Genomic DNA, 20,366 nt, shown 5'->3' with positions numbered 1-20,366 from the left:
CATGGTGACCTCTTTCCGGCCGGCCAACGTCCGTGACGGTGCCCACCGATATGGGCTGTGTCCGAGCCCGCGCCAGCGGGCCCGGCGGGGGCAACTGCTTTACCCCCTGTTATATTGGATGATAGAAGGATAAAATAGTCAAGCAAGGTTTTGCTGTGAGGCCGGGAGGCAGGCATGGACGATTTTTCGGATTTCCGGGCGCCCTTATATGAGGTAAAGGCCAACCTGTTCAAAGGTCTGGCGCATCCGGTGCGGATCAGGGTGCTGGAGATGTTGTCCGCGGCACCGGAAGTGTCGGTGACCGACATGCTCGCCGCGACCGGGCTGGAGGCCTCGCATCTGTCCCAGCACTTGTCCGTGCTGCGCCGCTACCACCTGGTGACGGCTGAACGCCGGGCCCTGCAGATGTTCTATTCCCTGGCGTACCCCCAGGTCGCGGACCTCCTCGCGGTGGCCAAGCTGCTGCTGAACGACATGCTGCGCAACACCCGTGACCAGCTCGAATATTCGGCGGCAAGCTCTCCTGCGGCTGCCCCTGCAGGCAGCGTCTGATGAGCGCTCTGGACACGGCCCGTGCGCTGTTGCCGACCTGGCGGGATTATGGTGAACTGCCCCGCAGTTGGAAAGGGGACCTGGTCGCGGGCATCACGGTCGGTATCGTCGCGCTGCCGCTGGCGCTGGCCTTTGGTGTCAGCTCCGGCGCCGGTGCGGCCAGCGGACTGATCACTGCGGTGATCGCGGGGGTGATCGCGGCTGTTTTTGGCGGCTCGAACATCCAGGTTTCCGGGCCGACCGGGGCGATGGTCGTCGTCCTGGGCCCGGTCATTGCCACCCAGGGCATCGGTGCGCTGGCCGCGGTCTCGGTCCTGGCCGGGGTGATCGTCATCGTTGCCGGGGTACTCAAACTCGGCCGGGTCGTTACCCTCCTGCCGTGGCCGGTGATCGAAGGATTCACCCTGGGGATCGCGATGATCATCTTCCTCCAACAGGTCCCGGCGGCCTTCGGCGTTAAAGCCGGACCGAGCAGCAACGCCGCCGTTTCTGCCGTCCAGGGGCTCACCACAGCGTCCCCCGCCGCTCTCCTGGCCCCCGTGGCCCTGGTGGCCGTGGTCGCGCTGATCATGATCGCGGCCCCCCGGATCCACCCGCAGATCCCCGGGTCGCTCATTGCCATCATCGTCGCCAGCATCGCCGCCCAGGTCCTGGACCTTCCTGTGGCCCGGATAGGTGCCCTGCCGGACACCCTGCCCGCCCCGGTGATCCCCGCCCTGGACTGGGGCGCAGTGGCTGCGCTGGCCGCCCCTGCGGCCACGATCGCGGCGCTGGCCGCGATCGAGTCGCTGCTCTCAGCACGGGTCGCCGCCTCGATCTCTGACACCGGCCCTTATGACGCGGACCGCGAACTCCTCGGCCAGGGACTGGCTTCGGTCTGCTCCGGGTTCTTCGGCGGCATGCCTGCCACCGGCGCCATCGCCCGCACCGCGGTAAACATCCGCTCCGGCGGCAGGACCAGGCTTGCCGCGATCATCCACGCCCTGGTCCTGCTGGCCGTGGTCTACTTGGCCACCGGCCCGGTCTCCCGGATCCCGCTCGCGGCCCTCGCCGGTGTCCTGATAGTCACCGCTACGCGCATGGTGTCCCTCGCCACGCTGCGCAGCGTGATCGGCTCCACCAGGGCAGACACGGTCGTTTTCTTCATCACCGCCCTGATCACTGTGTCCTTCGACCTGATCCAGGCCGTTGCGATCGGCATCGCCGTCGCGTCCTTCTTCGCCCTGCGCACCCTGGTCAACTCCAGCGGCGTGCACCGCGAAGAAATCCCGGGACCGGTCCAGGACGGGGACGAACACATTGCCGTGTTCCGGCTCGACGGGGCCCTGTTCTTCGCCGCCGCCGAACGCGTCCTGGACCGGGTCAGCGCGATCCGCAACGTCGACGTGGTCATTATCCGCATGTCCCAGCTCCAGGTCCTGGACGCGACCGGGGCAAGGGTCATCACCGACATCGTCAACGCCCTCGAACGCCGCGGAATTACCGTGCTGATCAAAGGCATCCAGGAACGCCACCTGGCCCTGGTCACCCGGGTAGGTGTGCTGGAGTCCCTGCGCCACCACAAACACCTGTTCGAAGATCTGCCCCCGGCTGTGGAACACGCCCGCAGCCACGTCGCCCGGGCCAGGGCCACCCGTGCCACCGAACATCCCCCACAGGACAAGGCACCCGACGCAGGCCAGGACCCCGTCCGTGGCCGGGCTGCGGGAACTACTCCCGGAAACACCACGGTCCGATGAATGTTCAGGAGCATCCATTGCCACCGACAGCCACCGCGGAATCCAGGCCGCAACGGGATCACGTGCCGCACTACCTCCTGGGTTTCGGACTCGCGGCCCTTCTGCTGTTCGACCTCCCGGCACTTCTCGCAGGGCCCACGAACCCGGCCTGGCTGGCCGCGGTGGTACTGACCGGCCCGACCGTCGGCATCCCCGCCGGGATCGCCGCGTTCCGACGCCGCAATGCCTCATCCGGCGGTCCTGCGGGAGCTGGCGCGCCGTACCCTGGCAGGAGCCGGCGATGAGCGTGGACGGCATGCCGCTGCCGGCGTGGAAGCACTCCAGACCCGGCGGAACCGGGTACCCCGCGGACGCGCAAGCCTGGGACCGGTGGTACGCCAGCGCCGCCTATGGCTGGTCCCCCGCCAGCTCGACTGTGCGCTCAGCACTGAACGGGCTCACGCCCGGGCGGGCACTGGACCTCGGGTCCGGGGACGGCCGGCACGCGGTCTGGCTGGCCGGGCGCGGCTGGCACGTCCAGGCCCTGGACTTTTCCGCAGAAGCCCTGGCCCTCGGGCGGGAGCGTGCCTTCGCCGAAGGAGTCACCGGCCTGGTCACCTGGACAGTCGCCGAAGTAACGGTGCACACTCCGGACCCGGCGAGCCTGGACCTGGTCCTGGCCGCCTTCCTGGACCTGCCCGGACCGGACCTCGAACGGGTCATCGCCCGTGCCGCCCTGGCCCTCGCCCCCGGGGGAATCTTCCTCTTCATCGGCCATGATCCGGAAGACCCGCGCGAAGGCGCCACAGGCCCGCGGGACCAATCCATGCTGCATGGCAGCACCGAAGTCGCCGCGTGGGCTCGGCGGTCCGGCCTGGAAGTCGAATCAGCCGAGACCCTCTCCCGGCCCGTTCCCGGGGACCGGCGCCCCGCCTTGGACTGCGTCCTCCTGGCCCGCAAACCTGCCCGGGCCCCGGATGTACCGGCCTTCAACACACCCTTGTCCACCAGGAACACCGATCATAAGGTCCCGTCATGACCGCTAGCACAACCCTCGCCGCTGCCCCCGCCGCCGTGGTCCCCCGGTCCAAGGGACGCATCGTGGTCAGCTGGATTACCACCACCGACCACAAAATTATCGGGTACATGTACCTGATCGCATCGTTCACGTTCTTCTGCCTCGGCGGGGTCATGGCGCTGCTCATCCGGGCCGAGCTGTTCGAGCCAGGCATGCAGATCCTGCAAACCAAGGAACAGTACAACCAGCTGTTCACCATGCACGGAACCATCATGCTGCTGATGTTCGCCACCCCGCTCTTCGCCGGGTTCGCGAACGTCATGATGCCCCTGCAGATCGGCGCCCCGGACGTTGCTTTCCCTCGGCTTAATGCCCTGGCGTTCTGGTTCTTCCTCTTCGGCTCCCTCATCGCTGTCTCCGGGTTCATCACCCCCCAGGGAGCCGCGTCGTTCGGTTGGTTCGCGTACGCGCCGCTCTCCAACACCACCTTCACCCCGGGGGTCGGCGGGGACCTGTGGGTCTTCGGCCTGGCCCTGTCCGGTTTCGGCACCATCCTGGGCGCGGTGAACTTCATCACCACCATCATCTGCATGCGCGCCCCGGGCCTGACCATGTGGCGGATGTCGATCTTCACGTGGAACACCCTGGTCACGGCCATCCTGATCCTTATGGCGTTCCCGCCGCTCGCCGCGGCCCTCTTCGCCCTCGGCGCTGACCGGAAATTCGGCGCCCACATCTTCGACCCCGAAAACGGTGGCCCGGTCCTGTGGCAGCACCTGTTCTGGTTCTTCGGCCACCCCGAGGTGTACATCATTGCCCTGCCGTTCTTCGGCATCGTCTCGGAGATCTTCCCGGTCTTCAGCCGCAAACCGATCTTCGGCTACAAGGGCATTGTCTACGCAACCATCTCCATCGCCGCATTATCCGTGACCGTGTGGGCACACCACATGTACGTCACCGGCTCCGTGCTGCTGCCGTTCTTCGCGTTCATGACGATGCTCATCGCCGTGCCCACCGGCGTGAAGTTCTTCAACTGGATCGGCACCATGTGGGGCGGGTCCCTGACCTTCGAAACTCCCATGCTCTGGAGCCTGGGTTTCATCGTCACGTTCCTCTTCGGCGGCCTGACTGGGATCATCCTTTCCTCCCCGCCGCTGAACTTCCACGTCTCCGACACCTACTTCGTGGTCGCCCACTTCCACTACACCGTCTTCGGCACCGTGGTGTTCGCGATGTTCGCCGGGTTCTACTTCTGGTGGCCGAAATGGACCGGCAAGATGCTCAACGAACGCCTGGGCAAAATCCACTTCTGGCTCCTGTTCCTGGGCTTCCACGGCACCTTCCTCATCCAGCACTGGCTCGGCGTCGAAGGCATGCCCCGCCGCTACGCCGACTACCTGCCCGAGGACAACTTCGCCTGGATGAACCAGTTCTCCACCGTCTCCTCCTTCCTCCTCGGCGCTTCCCTGGTTCCGTTCTTCTGGAACATCTTCATCACCGCCCGCAATGCGCAGAAGGTCGAAGTGGATGATCCGTGGGGGTTCGGGGCCTCGCTCGAATGGGCCACGTCCTGCCCGCCGCCGCGCCACAACTTCACGTCCCTGCCCCGGATCCGTTCAGAGCGTCCCGCCCTGGACCTCCACCACCCTGAATTGGCACAACGGAGCCATGACACCACGCACGGCCCGGCGGCCGCTGCCCTCGGAGCCGCCGAGATCGGAGAACGTGATGTCCGCTCCCCGGATCCCAATGACTGACCTCGCCGCGCTCCTTACAGTCCGCCCCTCACGGAAAGCAGGACCATCATGGACCGGTACCTGACCAGCATCTGGGCCGCGTCCGCCGAACTGGAAATGCTCCAGGTGCAGATCGACCAGGCCCATGAAGCCCTCGTGCATGCCCTGTGCACGGCCATGGCGGCCCAGATACCCCCGGAAGAGGTCGCGGCGGCTGCCAACATGGACTTGCCTGAACTCTTCGACACGCTCCGCCGGCCCAGGATCGCCCCAACCCCGGGAAACCGCGATGCGGTACGCGACCTGTAAGCCCCGTCCCGTCGCAGGGACCGACAACGAAGCCCGGTCCGGTCCACCGGCCCGGGACGCCACCCGTGCGCGGGGGCGGCCTGGCCACCAATACACCAAGAACTCATCCGGCTCACGGCCCGCATCGATCACCTCAATTCCCCCCTCCCCGGGGGGCATGCCGGCGCCGAACACGTCCCCACCCACCCCGCGCTGACGGGCCCCGTCATGCCATACCGCACCCAGACCAGGAGCCCCCCATGAACCCGTCCCCGCCCCGCAGCCTGCCGGATGCTCTCGTCCGCGGATCCCGTGTCGTCGGCGTCGGATCCTACCAACCGGCCAGGATCCTCACCAACAGTGAGCTGAGCCTGATGGTGGACACCAGTGACGAATGGATCCGCAGCAGAGTCGGCATCGAATCGCGCCACATTGCCGACACCGAATCCGTAGCCGACATGGCCATCCGAGCCGGACAGGACGCCCTTCAGAACGCCGGGATGGACGCCCGGGACCTGGACCTGATCATCGTTGCCACCGTCACGGCCAAGGACCGCTCCCCCAGCACCGCAGGCCGGGTCTCGGCCAGCATCGGCGCCGCCTCGCCAGCCGTTTTCGACGTCAACGCCGCCTGTTCCGGCTTCACCCATGCGATGGCCATCGCCGATCAGGCAATCAGGGCCGGGTCCGCGACCACAGCCCTAGTCATCGGAGCGGAAAAACTCAGCGACTTCACCGACTGGGCCGACCGGAGCACCTGCGTCCTGGTCGGAGACGGTGCCGGCGCGGCACTCCTGACTGCCACCGACGAACCCGGGGTCGGGCCCGTCCACTGGGGCTCAGTACCGGCCCTCGCACAGGCAGTCAGAATCGAAGAGCCTTCCCTGCACCTGGAACAGGAGGGCCTCACCGTCTACCGCTGGGCAATCACACAGGCAGCGCAACTGGCACGCCGGACCTGCGAACTGGCGGGAATCCGCCCCGAGGACCTCGCCGCGTTCATTCCGCACCAGGCGAATCTGCGCATCATCGAACCCCTCGCCGACCAGCTGGGTATCCCCCGGGCAATCACCGCCCGCGACGTGATCCACTCCGGAAACACCTCATCAGCCAGCATCCCGATCGCACTGGCCAAACTCGTCCGCACCGGGGAAGTCCCCCCGGACAGCCCCGCCCTGCTCTTCGGATTCGGCGGCGGTTTTGCCTTCGCCGGCCAGGTCATCCGCACCCCCCGGAACACCGCAGCTATTCTCCCGGCAGGTGACCCGGCCCTCTCCTGACCGCCTCGCGCGGTGCCGGGGCACGACCATCGGCACTTACGGGGCCGCGAACGAAGTACCGAAACCTAAATACGCTCTGTCACCGAAAAGAAGCAGGAGCACCGAAATGAAAAATAAGCTCGTATTCGTATCAGGTATAGCAGTCGGCTATGTCCTTGGCACCCGGGCAGGCAGGGACAGCTACGAGAAACTCAAACTAAAAGTCCGCGGTTTCCGGGAGGGCCCGACACACAGGGACAAAGTCTCCGACACCGCCAGGAACACACCTGAAGTTCAGGAACAGGCAAGCCAGGCGGGGAAGAAAACGAAGGAAGAAATCACCGGCGCACCCGCGCACGACACCACACGGCCCAAGGACGGGGCGGCATCCGGCACCCCTAAACGCGACCACCCGAAGGCCTACGCGCCACCAGAAAGCGACTTCTACGGCATAGGCGGACCGGCCTCGCATGAGTCCCTGGACGCGGACACCCCACAGCAGGCGCACCGCGATGAAACCGGCGGCCACAACCGCTCGGACTAAGATTCACGTCCGGCGGAACTACGGACAAATCAGAGCCAAGACAGCTTCCCCGCACCCAGGACGCGACCGGAACCCATGTCATGCTTGAGCTCGAGGCGCTGGGACTCGGCCGCGCACACACCGAACTGTCCGTGCAGTACGTCAACCACAACGTTTTGCAGGCCGACCGCAGGAACGCGGAGGACCATGATTTTCTCCCCTCCCCCTCCCGCCGCTTCAGTCTGTGGTTCTCGAAGGCCGGGATACATCAAACCGGAGTTCCTCCAGGGCCGGACGGCGTCGCAGTCAGTGGCGGAGGAAACGAAGCGCGAGAACCGGATCCGGGCCGCTGGGTTCAACGTGGTGAGGTGGGACTCGGCCGATCTGATGGAACCCGGGAAGCTGGAACGCAAACTGGCAGCGGCCGGCGCGCCCCGCCGTCGTACGCGTTCTGCGGTTGTCGACGCGCAAACCCGACCGTGACCCGCATATTTCCTGGCGCCGGTGATATTCAGATAGCGCCACGGAATATGCGCAGCGACAAGCCGCTGCCGTGTCGAGGAGTACATCCTCGACCACCGGGAACGGACGACGTCGGCACCCAACCCGGGTGCGGACGTCGTCCGTTCAGTTCGCGCTAGTTACCGGATTTCGACAGGCTCAATCACCGGGGTGCCGGCGAGCCGGAGCCAGGTGTCCACCACGGTGTCGGGGTTCAGGGAGACGGAATCGATGCCCTCCCCGACCAGCCACTCGGCGAAGTCGGCGTGGTCGCTGGGACCCTGGCCGCAGATGCCGACATACTTGCCGCGCGCCTTGCAGGCCTTGATGGCCATGCTCAGGAGCTTCTTGACGGCAGGATCGCGTTCGTCGAAGCCGCCCGAGACAATCGCGGAATCCCGGTCCAGGCCCAGGGCCAGCTGGGTCATGTCGTTGGAGCCGATGGAGAAGCCGTCGAAGTAGTCCAGGAATTCGTCGGCGAGCAGCGCGTTGGAGGGGATCTCACACATCATGATCACCTCGAGGCCGTTCTCGCCACGGACCAGGCCGTTCTCCGCCAGCAGCTCGATCACGCCGCGGGCCTCGTCCAGGGTCCGCACGAACGGGATCATCAGCTTGACGTTGGTCAGCCCCATCTCGTTGCGGACGAAGGACAGGGCCTCGCACTCGAGGTCGAAGCAGTCCCGGAAGGACGGCTCCAGGTACCGGGAGGCGCCGCGGAAGCCGAGCATCGGGTTCTCTTCGTGCGGCTCGTAGGCCGGTCCGCCGATGAGGTTGGCGTACTCGTTGGACTTGAAGTCGGACATGCGCACAATCACCGGCTCCGGCGCGAAAGCCGCCGCGATGGTGGACACCCCTTCGGCCAGGCGCTTGATGTAGTAGTCGCGCGGGCTGCTGTACGCGGCAATCCGTTCCCGGATTTCCGCGGCCACGTCCGCCGGCTGGCTGTCCAGGTTCAGGAGCGCCTTGGGGTGGATGCCGATCTGGCGGTTGATGATGAATTCCAGCCGGGCCAGGCCCACACCGTGGTTGGGCAGCTGGGCGAAGGTGAACGCCTGCTCCGGGGTTCCGACGTTCATCATGACCTTGACCGGGGCCTCCGGCAGCTCGGTGATGGCGGTTTCCTCGACGCTGAAGTCCAGGAGGCCTTCGTAGATGGTGCCGGTCTCGCCGTCGGCGCAGGAGACGGTCACCTCGAGGCCGTCGGTAAGGGAATCCGTCGCACTTCCGGTGCCGACGACGGCGGGGATCCCCAGTTCGCGGGCGATGATGGCCGCGTGGCAGGTGCGTCCGCCGCGGTTGGTGACGATGGCCGAGGCGCGCTTCATGATCGGTTCCCAGTCCGGGTCGGTCATGTCCGCGACGAGGACATCGCCGGTCTTGAAGGCGGCCATCTGGTCGATCGATGTGAGGATGCGGACGCTGCCGGCACCGATGCGCTGGCCGATCGCGCGGCCCTCGGCCAGGACCCGGCCGGTCGCGTTGAGGCGGAAACGGCTGAGGCTGCCGGCGGCCCGGCGGGACTGCACCGTCTCCGGGCGTGCCTGCAGGATGTACAGGCCGCCGTCGGTCCCGTCCTTGCCCCATTCGATGTCCATGGGACGGCCGTAGTGGTTCTCGATGGCGACGGCGTGCCGGGCGAGCTGCTCGACGTCGGCGTCGCTGAGGCTGAAGCGGCTCCGCAAGGAGGCCTCGACCGGCACGAAGTCGATGGTCCGGCCGATCTCCTGGCTGTTGGTGTAGGTCATCTGGAGGGCCTTCTCGCCCAGTCCGCGCTTGAGGATGGCGGGCCGCCCGGCCTGCAGCGCGGGCTTGTAGACGTAGAACTCATCAGGGTTCACGGCGCCCTGGACCACGGCCTCGCCCAGGCCGTAGGAGGACGTGACGAACACGGCGTCCTGGAACCCGGACTCGGTGTCCATGGTGAACATCACGCCGGAGGCCCCGACGTCGGAGCGCACCATCCGCTGGATGCCCGCCGAGAGTGCCACCTCGGCGTGTTCAAACTTGTGGTGCACGCGGTAGGCGATGGCCCGGTCGTTGTAGAGGGACGCGAACACGTCCTTGATGGCGATCAGGATGTTCTCGATGCCGCGGACGTTCAGGAAGGTTTCCTGCTGCCCGGCGAAGGAGGCATCCGGGAGGTCTTCCGCCGTGGCGCTGGAACGGACGGCCCAGGAGAGGTCCTCGGAGCCCGCGTGCTTGTCCACCAGCTGCTGGTAGGCGTTCCGGATCTGCGCCTCGAAGTCCTGCAGGAAGGGCGTCTCGCGCATCAGCGCCCGGATCTCCTTGCCCGCAGCTGCCAGGGCCGTCACGTCATCGGTGTCCAGTCCCACAAGCCGGTCCGCGATCTTCTGGTCCAGGCCCGAATCAGCCAGGAAGCTGCGGTAGGCGTCCGCCGTCGTGGCAAAGCCGTCAGGGACCTGGACGCCGGCGGAGGTGAGGTTCTGCACCATCTCACCGAGGGAGGCGTTCTTGCCCCCTACCCGGTCCAGGTCCTTGAGTCCGAGTTCTGAGAACCACAGGATGTCTGTTGTCATAATTGCTGCTCCTTTGCAGGGATGATGGCATGCCGGGGCGCCGCCCGCTCGCGGCTGTGGCCGGTTGGTGGGCGCGGATCCTGTCTACAGTGACAGGTCCGGAGCGTTCTTTCCAACATGATGTGCGCCACACGGGGCTTGTGAAATTTTTCCCTAATGTTTGAGGTTCATCCGCTGCAGGATGGTGGCCGCCATTTCCTCCACGGACACCGTCGCCGAATTCAAGTACGGGATCCGGTGGGAGACGTACAACTGCTCGGCACTGCGCAGCTCGAAGCCGCACTGCCGTAGCGACGCGTAGGGTGAGCCGCGGCGCCGCTCAGTGCGGATCTGGCTCAGCCGCAGGGGGTTGGAGGACAGTCCGAAACACTTCTCAACAAAAGGCCGCAGCGGCTTGGGCAGCCCTTCCCGTTGAAAATCCTCGTCCACCAGCGGGAAGTTCGCGGCGAAGATGCCGTGCTGCAGCGCCAGGTACATGGTGGTGGGCGTTTTTCCGCAGCGGGACGGTGCCACCAGGATGACCTGCGCCTTTTCCAGCGCCCGCAGGCTCTGGCCGTCGTCGTGTTCCATGGCGTACTCGACGGCGGCCATCCGGGATTGATACCGCTCCGCGTTGCCGAGGCCGTGGGCCCTGCCGGGTTCAGCGCTGGCCGGGGAGCCGAGGGCTTCCTCCAGCTGTCCCACATGCGTCCCGATGAGATCCACTATTATCCCTTGGCACGTTGCAATGGCCTGTCTGATGTCGCTGCTGACGGCTGTGGAAAAGACGATGGGCCGCGGGCCGGTGGCGACCAGTTTGTCGATGGTGCCCACCACGGTTCTGGCCTGTTCGGCGGTGGTAATGAACGGGATCGTAATGCGGTCAAAGTTGTTCGCGGGGAACTGCGTCAACAAGGTGTTGCCGAGCGTTTCCGCGGTGATGCCGGTGCTGTCCGAAAGGAAGTAGACAGGCCGAATCTCGTCATTGGTCATGAAGGCATTCCACCATCCAGTGGTTGAGCTTGTCGAAACCCGGGCTTTTACCCGGCAGAAACACTGCGGCAACCTGGCCGGGGCATGCTGGGCTTACGGGGACAACCAGCAGGGGGCACAGCATGATCACTGACAAGGTGCAGACGGAACGAATCCAACTCGGCGACCACATCGAGGCGTGGCACAACGGCAAGCTCTTCCACAAAGGCCGGGTGACCGACGTCGTACATTCCCTGGAACTGATCTGGATCCGGGACGCGCGGACCGGCACGCGGAAGCTGCTGGATCCTGACGCCCTGGAGATCATCAAAGTGGCCCCGCAGGCGGCCGGGTAGGTTAAGAGGCGCACTGTGCGGAGTGTTGTTATGTCCAGATCGAACGGGACTTGCGCCGAATCAGGTACTCGTGAAACTTGGGGGCCGTGTATTCGTAGAGGCCCTTTTGCAGCCGATAGACCACTCCCTGGTCCGCCAGCCTGCCCATCAGGACGTTGACGTTGCCTTGTTTGCGGGAAGTGACGTTGTGTATGTCAGCCGTCCGCAGCGGCGGATAGTCGCAGTCGCCGGTGAGCAGGAGGAGGTCCTGCTCGGCAGGGGTTAAGGAGTCGAGCCGGGGAGAGTAGAAATCGTGGTCCAGGCGTTTGAAGATCGCCTCGCGGAGACCTTTCAGCAGGTCAAGGGTCAGGACGTTCGATGATGTGTCGACCGCATCATCCCAGAGCTCCGCACCCCACAGCTGCACGAAGTACGGATACCCTTCCACGTCGTCCATCACGGCACTCAGAAGGTCTTCGCTGGCCTCTTTGCCGGTGCCATCCAGCGGACGAAGGAACGCTTCACGCGTCTGGTCCCGCGTCAGGCGCCCTACCTCTTCCCCGCGGAACATCCGCTCGCTATACGTTCGAGCCTTGAGCAGGTTCGCGATCAAAGTCGGCAGTCCACAAAGCACGAGGGCAACAGGCACCTGCTGCTCCTGGAGTGTGTTGACCGCGGCGATGAGCAGCGACAGCGGATGCTGCCCGTCCCGATCCTTGTCGTCCACGAGTACCTGCGCCTCGTCGAGCATCAGGACAAGGCCGGCCCTCCCGGACTTCACCGCGATGCGAGCCGTTTCCAGAAGGTCTGATGCAAGGTTGGATTCCTTGGAGTTGGCTGAGCCGCCCAAAGAGACGGTGACATCTTCAAATGTCATGGTCGCCAGCGATCGCGCACCACTAATGACGGCCTCCGTCTTCTGGCGAAGACTTTCAGTCCGTGATACTTGGGCCTGAACGTCCAAGAGAAGGTCATGGAGCACCCCGACGATGGCGTCTTCACGATTGTGTCGAGGCTCTAACTGGAGCCTGCCGACGGCCCAGTTAAGCTCCCCCTTCGTCACTTCTTCGAAATGCTTGAGCAACACTGTCTTCCCCACGCCCCGGAGCCCGGTAATGCGATAGTTGGCCGGGATCTCGGGGGCTCCCCTGAGTATTGCCCGCAGGATTCGTTCCTGACTTTCACGTCCCGCAAGAAAAAGGGGCGTGTTGGCCGCTCCGGGACGATATGGGTTTTTGATGGGAACTCCCCGGCTACTCAGTACTTACAAAATATTGTTATTATTCATGATTCTAACAGAAATCTTTTAGAACCGAACCGCCGGGGCTTCGGCCGCTTAGCTTGTGAGCACTCTGGGTTCGGCCTAGATTTGGACATGACCAATTCGCCCGAACATGAGCTGCTCATTGAGCTGCAGGACCTGATTATCGGCACGGGATCGGTGGCGGACTTCCTAGGCGGGCTCTCCATCATCGCCGCGGCCGCTCTGAGCCGCTCGGCCGGCGCCACGGTGGAGTGCGGGGTCACCCTTAAGCACGCCAGGAAAACCACCACCGTAGGCGGCAGCACCGAGCGCGCAGTCCACCTGGACCGCATCGAACAGGCCGTGGGCGACGGGCCGTGCATCGCAGCGTTGAAGGCAGCGACCCCTGTACTGCTGGCCGATGTCCGCACCGACCCGCGCTGGCCGACCTACCAGGAACGACTGATCGAGGAGGGCATCCACAGCGTCCTGGGCGTCCCGCTTGAACTCGGCGAAAACGCGGCCGCAGTCCTGAACTTCTTCGCGCCGGCCACCGGCGTGTTCACCGAGGCGACCATCAGCGAGGCGGCCAGTTTCGCCGACGTCGCCGGCAGTGCCGTCCGCCTTGCCGTCAGGGTGGGAACCGCCGAGAGCGCCGCGGATGACCTGAGCGCGGCGATGATGAGCCGCACGGCCATCAACATTGCCTGCGGGATCATCATGGCCCAGAACCGCTGCAGCCAGACCGAGGCGATGTCCATCCTGATGAAGGTCTCCAGCCACCGGAACCAGAAGCTCCGGGACGTGGCCGACGAGATCGTCCGGAAGGTCTCGGGCGAGGAAGCCAGCACCTACTTCGACATGTAGGGACACCAACGAAACCCGGGCCCTGGTGGCTACCTGCCCGCCCTGGAAAAAAGCGAGTACTCACTACTCGTGTGCCACCCCGGCAGGGCCTTTTACGATGAGGGCGTACCGACACATGGGGGCTGGGGCATGATGATCGATCAACTGGTGGACTGGCGCGTCTCGGGGGTCCTGCTGGATATCCGTGGACACTCGGAAGCGGCATCGGCGTGCGCACTGGCCCGGATTGCGGCGTCCGCCGTGAGCGAGATTGCCGGCTACCCCGTGGAGAGCACGGTGACGCTCGTGCGGCCGGACGGGACGCCCTTCACAGCGGCAACCACCGACGCCGCCGGCGGCCTTTCCCGGTGGGACCAGCTCGCCGGACGGGGTCCCACCTCGCGGGCACTGGGCGGCCGCCTGACCATCATTCTCAATGATCACTGCCTGGACAAGCGCTGGGACGAGTACCCGGCAAGTCTCAGGTCAGCCGGCTTCCGCTCCGCCGTCGCCGTGCCATTGCCGCTGGAACGCGGCTACCGGGCCGCACTTACGTTGTATTCAGCGGAAACGAACGTGTTCACCCCGGTTGTCGCCAGCCAGGCGCTGGCGTTCTCCGACGTGGCGGCCAAGAGCCTGGTCCTGGCACTGCAGGTCCGGGCTGGCCTGGCCCAATCCGCGGATCTCCGCGCAGCCATGGCCAGCCGCACCGCGGTCAACGTGGCCTGCGGCGTGATCATGGGCCAGAACGGGTGCTCCTACGAGTCGGCGTTGCAGATTCTCACGCTCGCATCGAACCATCGGAACCTGACCATCCGCGACGCCGCCGAAGCGATGCTGCGCCCGCTCCCGGGCGGGGTTCCGCCCACACACTTCCAGCAGCGCGCCTGACGCAGCGCCCGCCGTCGAGCGTTAAGGGCGCCACGACTGTTGCGCACCCCGCCCCACTCCCCCGAATGTAAGTAGCGCTAAGTGTCGTTATGAGGGCTCATAACGACACTTAGCGCTACTCAGTTGGGCGGGGACGCGCAGAACCGTCAGCGCAGAACCACTGTGCGCCCGCCGTCGAGCATTACCCGGCCTTCACAGTGCCACCGGACCGCGTTGCTCAGCGCCTTGCACTCAGCGTCGCGGCCCACGCGCACCAGGTCATCGGCCGTGTACGTGTGGTCCACGTCGATGACCTGCTGGGCGATGATCGGTCCCTCATCCAGCTCGGCGTTGACGTAATGCGCCGTGGCGCCCACGGTTTTCACGCCGCGGTCGTACGCCTGGTGGTACGGCTTGGCGCCCTTGAAGCTGGGCAGGAACGAGTGGTGGATGTTGATGGTCCGGCCCGTCAGCTGCGCCGACAGCTCGTCGCTGAGGACCTGCATGTAGCGGGCCAGGACCACCAGCTCCACATCGTATTCATCCACGAGCTCCAGCAGGCGGGCTTCCTGCGCCGGCTTGGTCTCCTGGGTGACCGGGAGGTGGAAGAACGGGATGCCGTGCCACTTGACCAGTTCCTGGTGGTCCGTGTGGTTGGAGACCACGGCCACGATTTCCACCGGAAGATCACCCGTGCGGGCCCGGAACAGCAGGTCGTTGAGGCAGTGCCCGAACTTGGACACCATCACCAGCACACGGCGCTTGCGGCCGTGCGGCTCCAGCTGCCAGTTCATGGCCCACTCAGCAGCCAGCGGCCCGAAGTCCCGGCGCAGGTCCTCCGTGGTCAGCGGCTGCTTGCCGGATTCGAAATGCACCCGCATGAAGAACTGCTGGGCCTGGCGGTCACCGAAGTGCTTGGTGTCGATGATGTCGCAGTCGTGATCCAGCAGGTACCCGGTGATCGCGTGGACGATCCCCGGCGACTCGGCGCAGTTGACGGTCAGAACATGTTCGGTTGCCACTTAGCTCTCCCGCGATGCCTTCGCGTCGGCCAGCTCCGCGTCGGCCAGGGCCTTCTCCTCGGCCACTTCCTTCTCGCCGGCGAGGTCCTTCTGGAACTCCGCGTAGCGGGCCAGGTGAGCCGGACGCTTCCGCAGGATGACCCAGGCGACGCCCAGGATGACGAACCAGATGGGCGTAATCAGCAGCGCCAGAAGGGTATCCGGCTGCGTGGTCAGTGCCCACAGGACGAAGGCGAAGAACGCGAAGACCACCCAGACCATGGGGATGCCGCCCGGCATCTTGAACTTGGACGCCGCGTGCAGGTGCGGACGGCGTGAACGGAACTTCAGGTAGCTGGCCAGGATGATGGACCAGACAAAGACGAAGCAGACGGCGGCCACGGTGGTGACCATGTCGAAGGCCTTGCCGATGTCCTTGCCGGCGTACATCAGGACGATGCCGGAGAGCAGCAGGATGCAGGAGAGGAACAGGGCGTTCTGCGGGACCTTGCGGGCGGACAGGCGGCTGAAGACGGTGGGGGCGTCGCCCTCCTGGGCCAGGCCGTACACCATGCGGGAGGTGGAGTAGATGCCGGAGTTGGCAGAGGACATGGCCGAGCTGAGCACCACCAGGTTCACGATGGTGGCCGCGGCGCCGAGGCCGGCCAGGGAGAACATGGCGATGAATGGGCTGTGGCCGGCCTGGAACTGGGTCCACGGCGTGACGGACATCAGGATGATGAGGGCGCCTACGTAGAAGAGCAGCACGCGGATGGGGATGGAGTTGATGGCCTTGGGCAGGTTCTTCTCCGGGTCCTTGGCCTCGGCGGCGGTGGTGCCTACGAGTTCAATACCCACAAAGGCGAAGACGGCGATCTGGAAGCCGGCCACAAAGCCCATGAATTCGTTCGGGAACAACCCGCCGTGGCTCCACAGGTTGGTGAAGGTGGCCGGGCCGGCGTCGGACTGGAAACCGCTGAAGATCATAAACAGGCCAACAATGATCAGCGCCGCAATGGCGATGATCTTGATCAGCGCGAACCAGAACTCGGTCTCACCGAATGCCCGCACCGTTGCGAGGTTCAGGACCAGAAGGATGATCACGGTGGCGATGCCCGGAATCCACAATGGCACCCCCGGCCAGAGTTCCTCCGAGTAGGCAGCAATGGCGATGACGTCCGCGATGCCCGTGATCACCCAGCAGAACCAGTAGGTCCAGCCGGTGAAGAAGCCGGCCCACGGGCCCAGCAGGTCAGCGGCGAAGTCGCTGAAGGACTTGTAGTTCAGGTTGGACAGCAGCAGTTCGCCCATGGCCCGCATCACGAAGAACAGCATGAAGCCGATGATCATGTAGACGAAAATTACGGACGGGCCGGCGGCCGAGATGGTCTTGCCTGAGCCCATAAAAAGGCCCGTGCCGATGGCGCCGCCAATGGCGATCAGCTGGATGTGCCTGTTGCTGAGCTGGCGTTCAAGATGGGGCGTTTCCGGGGTGGTGACGGTTTTAGTACTCACGTGCTGCTCCTCGAATCAATGCTGGCTGGAGTGCTGTTGTGGAAGACGCGGCCGCTTCGTTGGGGACCGCATCGAGGTTGTTGAAGCTGTAAAGATGGATCCCTGCGATGCCGGGCTGGCTTTCGAGCCCGGCCACCAGGGTGTTGGGTGAGTAGCGGTCACCGCTGAGCAGCTTGCGCGCCAGCGGGCCTTTGCGGCTAAGGAACTTCAGGGAACTTCCGACGCCGATCTGCGTGGCGAGTGCCACCAGCTTGGTCCGCGGGACGGACCCCGCCACGCCCGCCCAGACGGGCAGGTCCACGCCTTCGCGGCGCAGGAGCGCCGCGAAGTCGAGGATTTTGGGGGCGTCGAAGCACATCTGGGTGACCACGTGGGTGGCCAGGTCCTGCTTGTCCTGCAGGGCGTCCAGCAGGTCCAGGGCCGCCACGGTCGGGTGGCCTTCCGGGTAGCCTGCCACGCCGGCGCGCATCCGGCCGCCGGTGTAGTGGGCGATGTCCTCGAGCAGCGGGAGCGCTGACTCGTACGGCCCGGCGGGCTGCTTCCGGTCGCCGCCGATCACAAACACCTCGCGGATGCCGGCACCGTCGCACTCCCGCATGATCCGGGTCAGCTCGGCCCGGTCGTGGATGCTGCGTGCGGCCAGGTGCGGGATGACGGTGTAGCCGAGCGTGCTCAGCTCCACCGACGTGCGCATGGTCCGCTCGATGCCGTGGTGCGGCAGGCACGTCATGGTCAGCGTGGTGGTCAGCGGAACCAGCGCCTGGACCTGGTCAACAATCCCGGTTGAGGGGATGATTTCGATTCTTGTAGGGAGCATCTTCGGTCCTTTCTGGATCTCGGCTCTGAATACCGGAACGGTCAGCTGGCGTGGGCGGCCAGCAGTGAGCTGGCTTCCTGGCGGGTGCTGCCGGAGGACTCGATGTGCGCGAGTTCGGCGGGGATTTCCCAGCCCTTCTTGCGCATCGCGGTGGCCCAGAGCCGGCCGGCCCGGTAGGAGGAACGGACCAGCGGCCCGGACATGACCCCGAGGAAGCCGATCTTATTGGCCTCGTCCTGGAGGTCCACGAACTCCTGCGGCTTGACCCACCGGTCCACCGGCAGATGCCGTTCGGAGGGGCGCAGGTATTGGGTGATGGTGATCAGGTCACAGCCGGCCTCGTGCAGGTCTTTGAGGGCTTCGGAGATTTCCTCGCGGGTCTCGCCCATGCCCAGGATCAGGTTGGACTTGGTCACCATGCCCAGCTTCCGGCCCTGGGTGATGACATCCAGGGACCGGTCGTACCGGAACGCGGGCCGGATGCGCTTGAAGATCCGGGGCACGGTCTCGACGTTGTGCGCGAAGACCTCCGGCTTCGAATCGCAGATCGCCGCGATGTGCTCGGGCTTGCCGGAGAAGTCCGGGATCAGCAGTTCGACGCCGGTGCCCGGGTTCAGCTCGTGGATCTTCCGGACCGTCTCGGCATACAGCCACACGCCCTCATCGGCCAGGTCATCACGGGCCACCCCGGTGACCGTGGCGTAGCGCAGCTGCATGGCCAGGACCGAGCGGGCCACCTTCGTGGGCTCGAACATGTCCACCGGGGACGGCTTGCCCGTGTCGATCTGGCAGAAATCACAGCGCCGGGTGCATTCGGACCCGCCGATCAGGAACGTGGCTTCCTTGTCTTCCCAGCACTCAAAAATGTTCGGGCAGCCGGCCTCCTCACACACCGTGTGCAGGCCTTCCTTCTTGACCAGGTTCTTGAGCTGGACATACTCCGGACCCATCTGGACCTTGGCCTTGATCCACTCCGGCTTCCGCTCCACAGGTACTGCAGAGTTGCGCTGCTCAACGCGCAGCAGCTTCCGGCCTTCTGGTGCCAGTGTCATCTGTTCTCTTCCCTTAGCATTCCACTACGTTGACGGCGAGGCCGCCCATGGCTGTTTCCTTGTATTTGGAGCTCATGTCCCTGCCGGTCTCGCGCATGGTCACGATCACCTCGTCCAGGGACACCCGGTGTGTACCGTCCCCCCACAGGGCCATCTTTGCTGCGTTGATGGCCTTCGCCGCCGCAATCGCGTTCCGTTCGATGCACGGCACCTGGACCAGCCCGCCGATCGGATCGCACGTCAGGCCCAGGTTGTGTTCCATCGCGATCTCCGCCGCGTTCTCCACCTGCTGGGGTGTCCCGCCCATCACCTCAGCGAGTGCACCAGCCGCCATGGACGACGCCGATCCCACCTCGCCCTGGCAGCCCACCTCGGCACCCGAAATGGACGCCTGCTCCTTGTACAGCACGCCGATGGCACCGGCCGTGAGCAGGAACTTGACCACAACGTCGTCGCGGTCTTCCTGCGTGGCCTTGTCCATGCCGGGCGCGAAATGCAGCGCGTAGTACAGGACTGCCGGGATGATCCCCGCAGCACCGTTGGTGGGCGCCGTGACAACCCGGCCGCCGGACGCGTTCTCCTCGTTCACTGCCAGGGCGATGAGGTTCACCCATTCCTGCCAGTACTTCGCGTCCCGGTCCTTGTCCTCCTTTTCGAGCCGCTCATGCCAGTCCGGAGCACGACGGCGGACCTTCAGTCCCCCGGGCAGCAGCCCCTCACGCTTGAGGCTGGTTGCCACACACTCCTCCATCACGGAGTAGATGTGCAGCAGGCCTTCGCGGATTTCCGCCTCGGACCGGGACGCACGTTCGTTGACGAACATGATGTCGCCGATGGACAGGCCCTTGGACTGGCACCGGCCCAGCAACTCCGCGGCGGTGCGGAACGGCAGCGGCAGTTCCTTCTTGGACTCGTCCAGTTCCTTCAGGGCCGCGTCCTCTTCGCCTTCGCGGACAATGAAGCCGCCGCCGACGGAGAAGAACGTTGCCTTGTGGAGGACTTCGCCTGCCTCGTCAGTGACCGTGAAGGTCATGCCGTTGGTGTGCCGCGGCAAGACAGTGAGCGGTCGCAGGACCATGTCCTTGACCCCGTACGGCAGGGGCACGGAACCGGCGAGCTGGAGCGTGCCGGTTTCGGCGATGGCGGCGAGCCGCTCCTCCACCTCGGCCGGCAGGATCTTTTCCGGGTGGAAGCCCTCCAGGCCCAGCAGGATGGCCGTCATGGTGCCGTGGCCATGGCCGGTTGCCGCCAGCGACCCGTACAGGTCCACCCGCAGCCCGGCCACCTTGTCCAGGCTGCCTGAGCCCTTGAGCTCCTCGGCAAACACGGCGGCAGCGCGCATCGGCCCCACCGTGTGAGAGCTCGACGGCCCGATCCCGACGGAGAACAAATCAAAGACTCCAACGGCCATGATGACTTCCTAACTAAAAAATTACTAATGACGAGCCGGGCATCCTGCGTAAGCCGCAGGAAGACCGAACTCCCTGTAGGGGCCGGCGGGCGGGGGTTTTCGAAAGCGTGCGTCAAAGCGAGGAAGTGGGCCCACACCGGCAGGGTTCCCTGGCCGAGCTTGCGAGGCTAGGGTGCCGGTGGGGCGCAGC

Annotated in this window: 20 protein-coding genes; 11 read left to right on the top strand and 9 right to left on the bottom strand. The window is 65.3% G+C overall.

Annotated elements, in window-relative coordinates; translation table 11 throughout:
- Positions 1–174 precede the first annotated feature (174 nt).
- From NG697_RS15850 to NG697_RS15815, 8 genes are all read left to right on the top strand, one after another.
- A complete protein-coding gene (locus NG697_RS15850; RefSeq protein ID WP_252598623.1) occupies positions 175–552 on the top strand; it encodes an ArsR/SmtB family transcription factor in 378 nt (125 codons plus the stop codon).
- On the top strand, positions 552–2,291 hold the full coding sequence (locus NG697_RS15845; RefSeq protein ID WP_252598624.1) for a SulP family inorganic anion transporter: 1,740 nt from the start codon (positions 552–554) through the stop codon (positions 2,289–2,291). The genes NG697_RS15850 and NG697_RS15845 overlap by 1 nt, the downstream gene beginning before the upstream one ends.
- Before the next feature lie 17 nt (positions 2,292–2,308).
- The gene (locus NG697_RS15840) at positions 2,309–2,575 is read left to right on the top strand and encodes a hypothetical protein (protein ID WP_252598625.1); all 267 of its coding nucleotides are present in this window, start codon (positions 2,309–2,311) and stop codon (positions 2,573–2,575) included.
- Positions 2,572–3,309, top strand: a complete 738-nt coding sequence (locus NG697_RS15835) for a class I SAM-dependent methyltransferase (protein WP_252614624.1) — start codon at positions 2,572–2,574, stop codon at positions 3,307–3,309. Before NG697_RS15840 ends, NG697_RS15835 begins: the two co-directional genes overlap by 4 nt.
- Positions 3,306–5,045 (top strand): aa3-type cytochrome oxidase subunit I, encoded by a 1,740-nt coding sequence (gene ctaD, locus NG697_RS15830; RefSeq protein ID WP_252614623.1) that lies wholly within the window; start codon positions 3,306–3,308, stop codon positions 5,043–5,045. The genes NG697_RS15835 and ctaD overlap by 4 nt, the downstream gene beginning before the upstream one ends.
- A 48-nt stretch (positions 5,046–5,093) precedes the next feature.
- Positions 5,094–5,333, top strand: a complete 240-nt coding sequence (locus NG697_RS15825; RefSeq protein ID WP_252598628.1) for a hypothetical protein — start codon at positions 5,094–5,096, stop codon at positions 5,331–5,333.
- 239 nt (positions 5,334–5,572) lie between these two features.
- Complete coding sequence (locus NG697_RS15820) at positions 5,573–6,592, top strand: beta-ketoacyl-ACP synthase III (protein WP_252611527.1); 1,020 nt, start codon at positions 5,573–5,575, stop codon at positions 6,590–6,592.
- Positions 6,593–6,698: 106 nt separating this feature from the next.
- Complete coding sequence (locus NG697_RS15815; RefSeq protein WP_252611525.1) at positions 6,699–7,115, top strand: hypothetical protein; 417 nt, start codon at positions 6,699–6,701, stop codon at positions 7,113–7,115.
- 29 nt (positions 7,116–7,144) lie between these two features.
- On the opposite strand, the gene NG697_RS21200 is transcribed toward NG697_RS15815, so the two are convergent.
- From NG697_RS21200 to NG697_RS15800, 3 genes are all read right to left on the bottom strand, one after another.
- Positions 7,145–7,303: a hypothetical protein gene (locus NG697_RS21200; RefSeq protein WP_252611523.1), complete on the bottom strand. Its 159-nt coding sequence runs from the start codon at positions 7,301–7,303 to the stop codon at positions 7,145–7,147.
- 432 nt (positions 7,304–7,735) lie between these two features.
- A complete protein-coding gene (gene ppsA, locus NG697_RS15805; protein ID WP_252611521.1) occupies positions 7,736–10,135 on the bottom strand; it encodes a phosphoenolpyruvate synthase in 2,400 nt (799 codons plus the stop codon).
- Between the two features lie 153 nt (positions 10,136–10,288).
- Positions 10,289–11,107, bottom strand: coding sequence for a pyruvate, water dikinase regulatory protein (locus NG697_RS15800; protein WP_252611519.1), 819 nt, complete (start codon positions 11,105–11,107; stop codon positions 10,289–10,291).
- 122 nt (positions 11,108–11,229) lie between these two features.
- Here NG697_RS15800 and NG697_RS15795 point away from each other — a divergent pair, with 122 nt between their 5' ends.
- Complete coding sequence (locus NG697_RS15795) at positions 11,230–11,442, top strand: hypothetical protein (protein WP_252614622.1); 213 nt, start codon at positions 11,230–11,232, stop codon at positions 11,440–11,442.
- Positions 11,443–11,470: 28 nt separating this feature from the next.
- On the opposite strand, the gene NG697_RS15790 is transcribed toward NG697_RS15795, so the two are convergent.
- Positions 11,471–12,661: a DUF8462 domain-containing protein gene (locus NG697_RS15790; protein WP_308293054.1), complete on the bottom strand. Its 1,191-nt coding sequence runs from the start codon at positions 12,659–12,661 to the stop codon at positions 11,471–11,473.
- Between the two features lie 135 nt (positions 12,662–12,796).
- On the opposite strand from NG697_RS15790, the gene NG697_RS15785 reads away from it, so the two are divergent.
- Both NG697_RS15785 and NG697_RS15780 read left to right on the top strand, forming a co-directional pair.
- The gene (locus NG697_RS15785; RefSeq protein WP_252614621.1) at positions 12,797–13,531 is read left to right on the top strand and encodes a GAF and ANTAR domain-containing protein; all 735 of its coding nucleotides are present in this window, start codon (positions 12,797–12,799) and stop codon (positions 13,529–13,531) included.
- 129 nt (positions 13,532–13,660) lie between these two features.
- Positions 13,661–14,401 carry a GAF and ANTAR domain-containing protein gene (locus NG697_RS15780; RefSeq protein ID WP_252614620.1) on the top strand — a complete coding sequence of 247 codons (741 nt, stop codon included), beginning with the start codon at positions 13,661–13,663 and terminating at the stop codon, positions 14,399–14,401.
- A 146-nt stretch (positions 14,402–14,547) separates the two neighbouring features.
- On the opposite strand, the gene purU is transcribed toward NG697_RS15780, so the two are convergent.
- From purU to NG697_RS15755, 5 genes are read right to left on the bottom strand one after another with little or no spacing between them, the layout of a single operon-like run.
- A complete protein-coding gene (purU, locus tag NG697_RS15775; protein WP_252598636.1) occupies positions 14,548–15,402 on the bottom strand; it encodes a formyltetrahydrofolate deformylase in 855 nt (284 codons plus the stop codon).
- Complete coding sequence (gene cycA, locus NG697_RS15770; protein WP_252598637.1) at positions 15,403–16,896, bottom strand: D-serine/D-alanine/glycine transporter; 1,494 nt, start codon at positions 16,894–16,896, stop codon at positions 15,403–15,405.
- On the bottom strand, positions 16,886–17,713 hold the full coding sequence (locus NG697_RS15765) for a methylenetetrahydrofolate reductase (RefSeq protein ID WP_252614619.1): 828 nt from the start codon (positions 17,711–17,713) through the stop codon (positions 16,886–16,888). Before NG697_RS15765 ends, cycA begins: the two co-directional genes overlap by 11 nt.
- Before the next feature lie 41 nt (positions 17,714–17,754).
- A complete protein-coding gene (gene lipA, locus NG697_RS15760) occupies positions 17,755–18,765 on the bottom strand; it encodes a lipoyl synthase (RefSeq protein ID WP_252614618.1) in 1,011 nt (336 codons plus the stop codon).
- A gap of 13 nt (positions 18,766–18,778) precedes the next feature.
- On the bottom strand, positions 18,779–20,176 hold the full coding sequence (locus NG697_RS15755) for an L-serine ammonia-lyase (protein WP_252614617.1): 1,398 nt from the start codon (positions 20,174–20,176) through the stop codon (positions 18,779–18,781).
- Between the last annotated feature and the right edge of the window lie 190 nt (positions 20,177–20,366).

Source organism: Pseudarthrobacter raffinosi, from assembly GCF_023913835.1.
Classification (GTDB): Bacteria; Actinomycetota; Actinomycetes; order Actinomycetales; family Micrococcaceae; genus Arthrobacter; species Arthrobacter raffinosi.
This window is presented reverse-complemented; position numbering and strand designations above follow the sequence as displayed.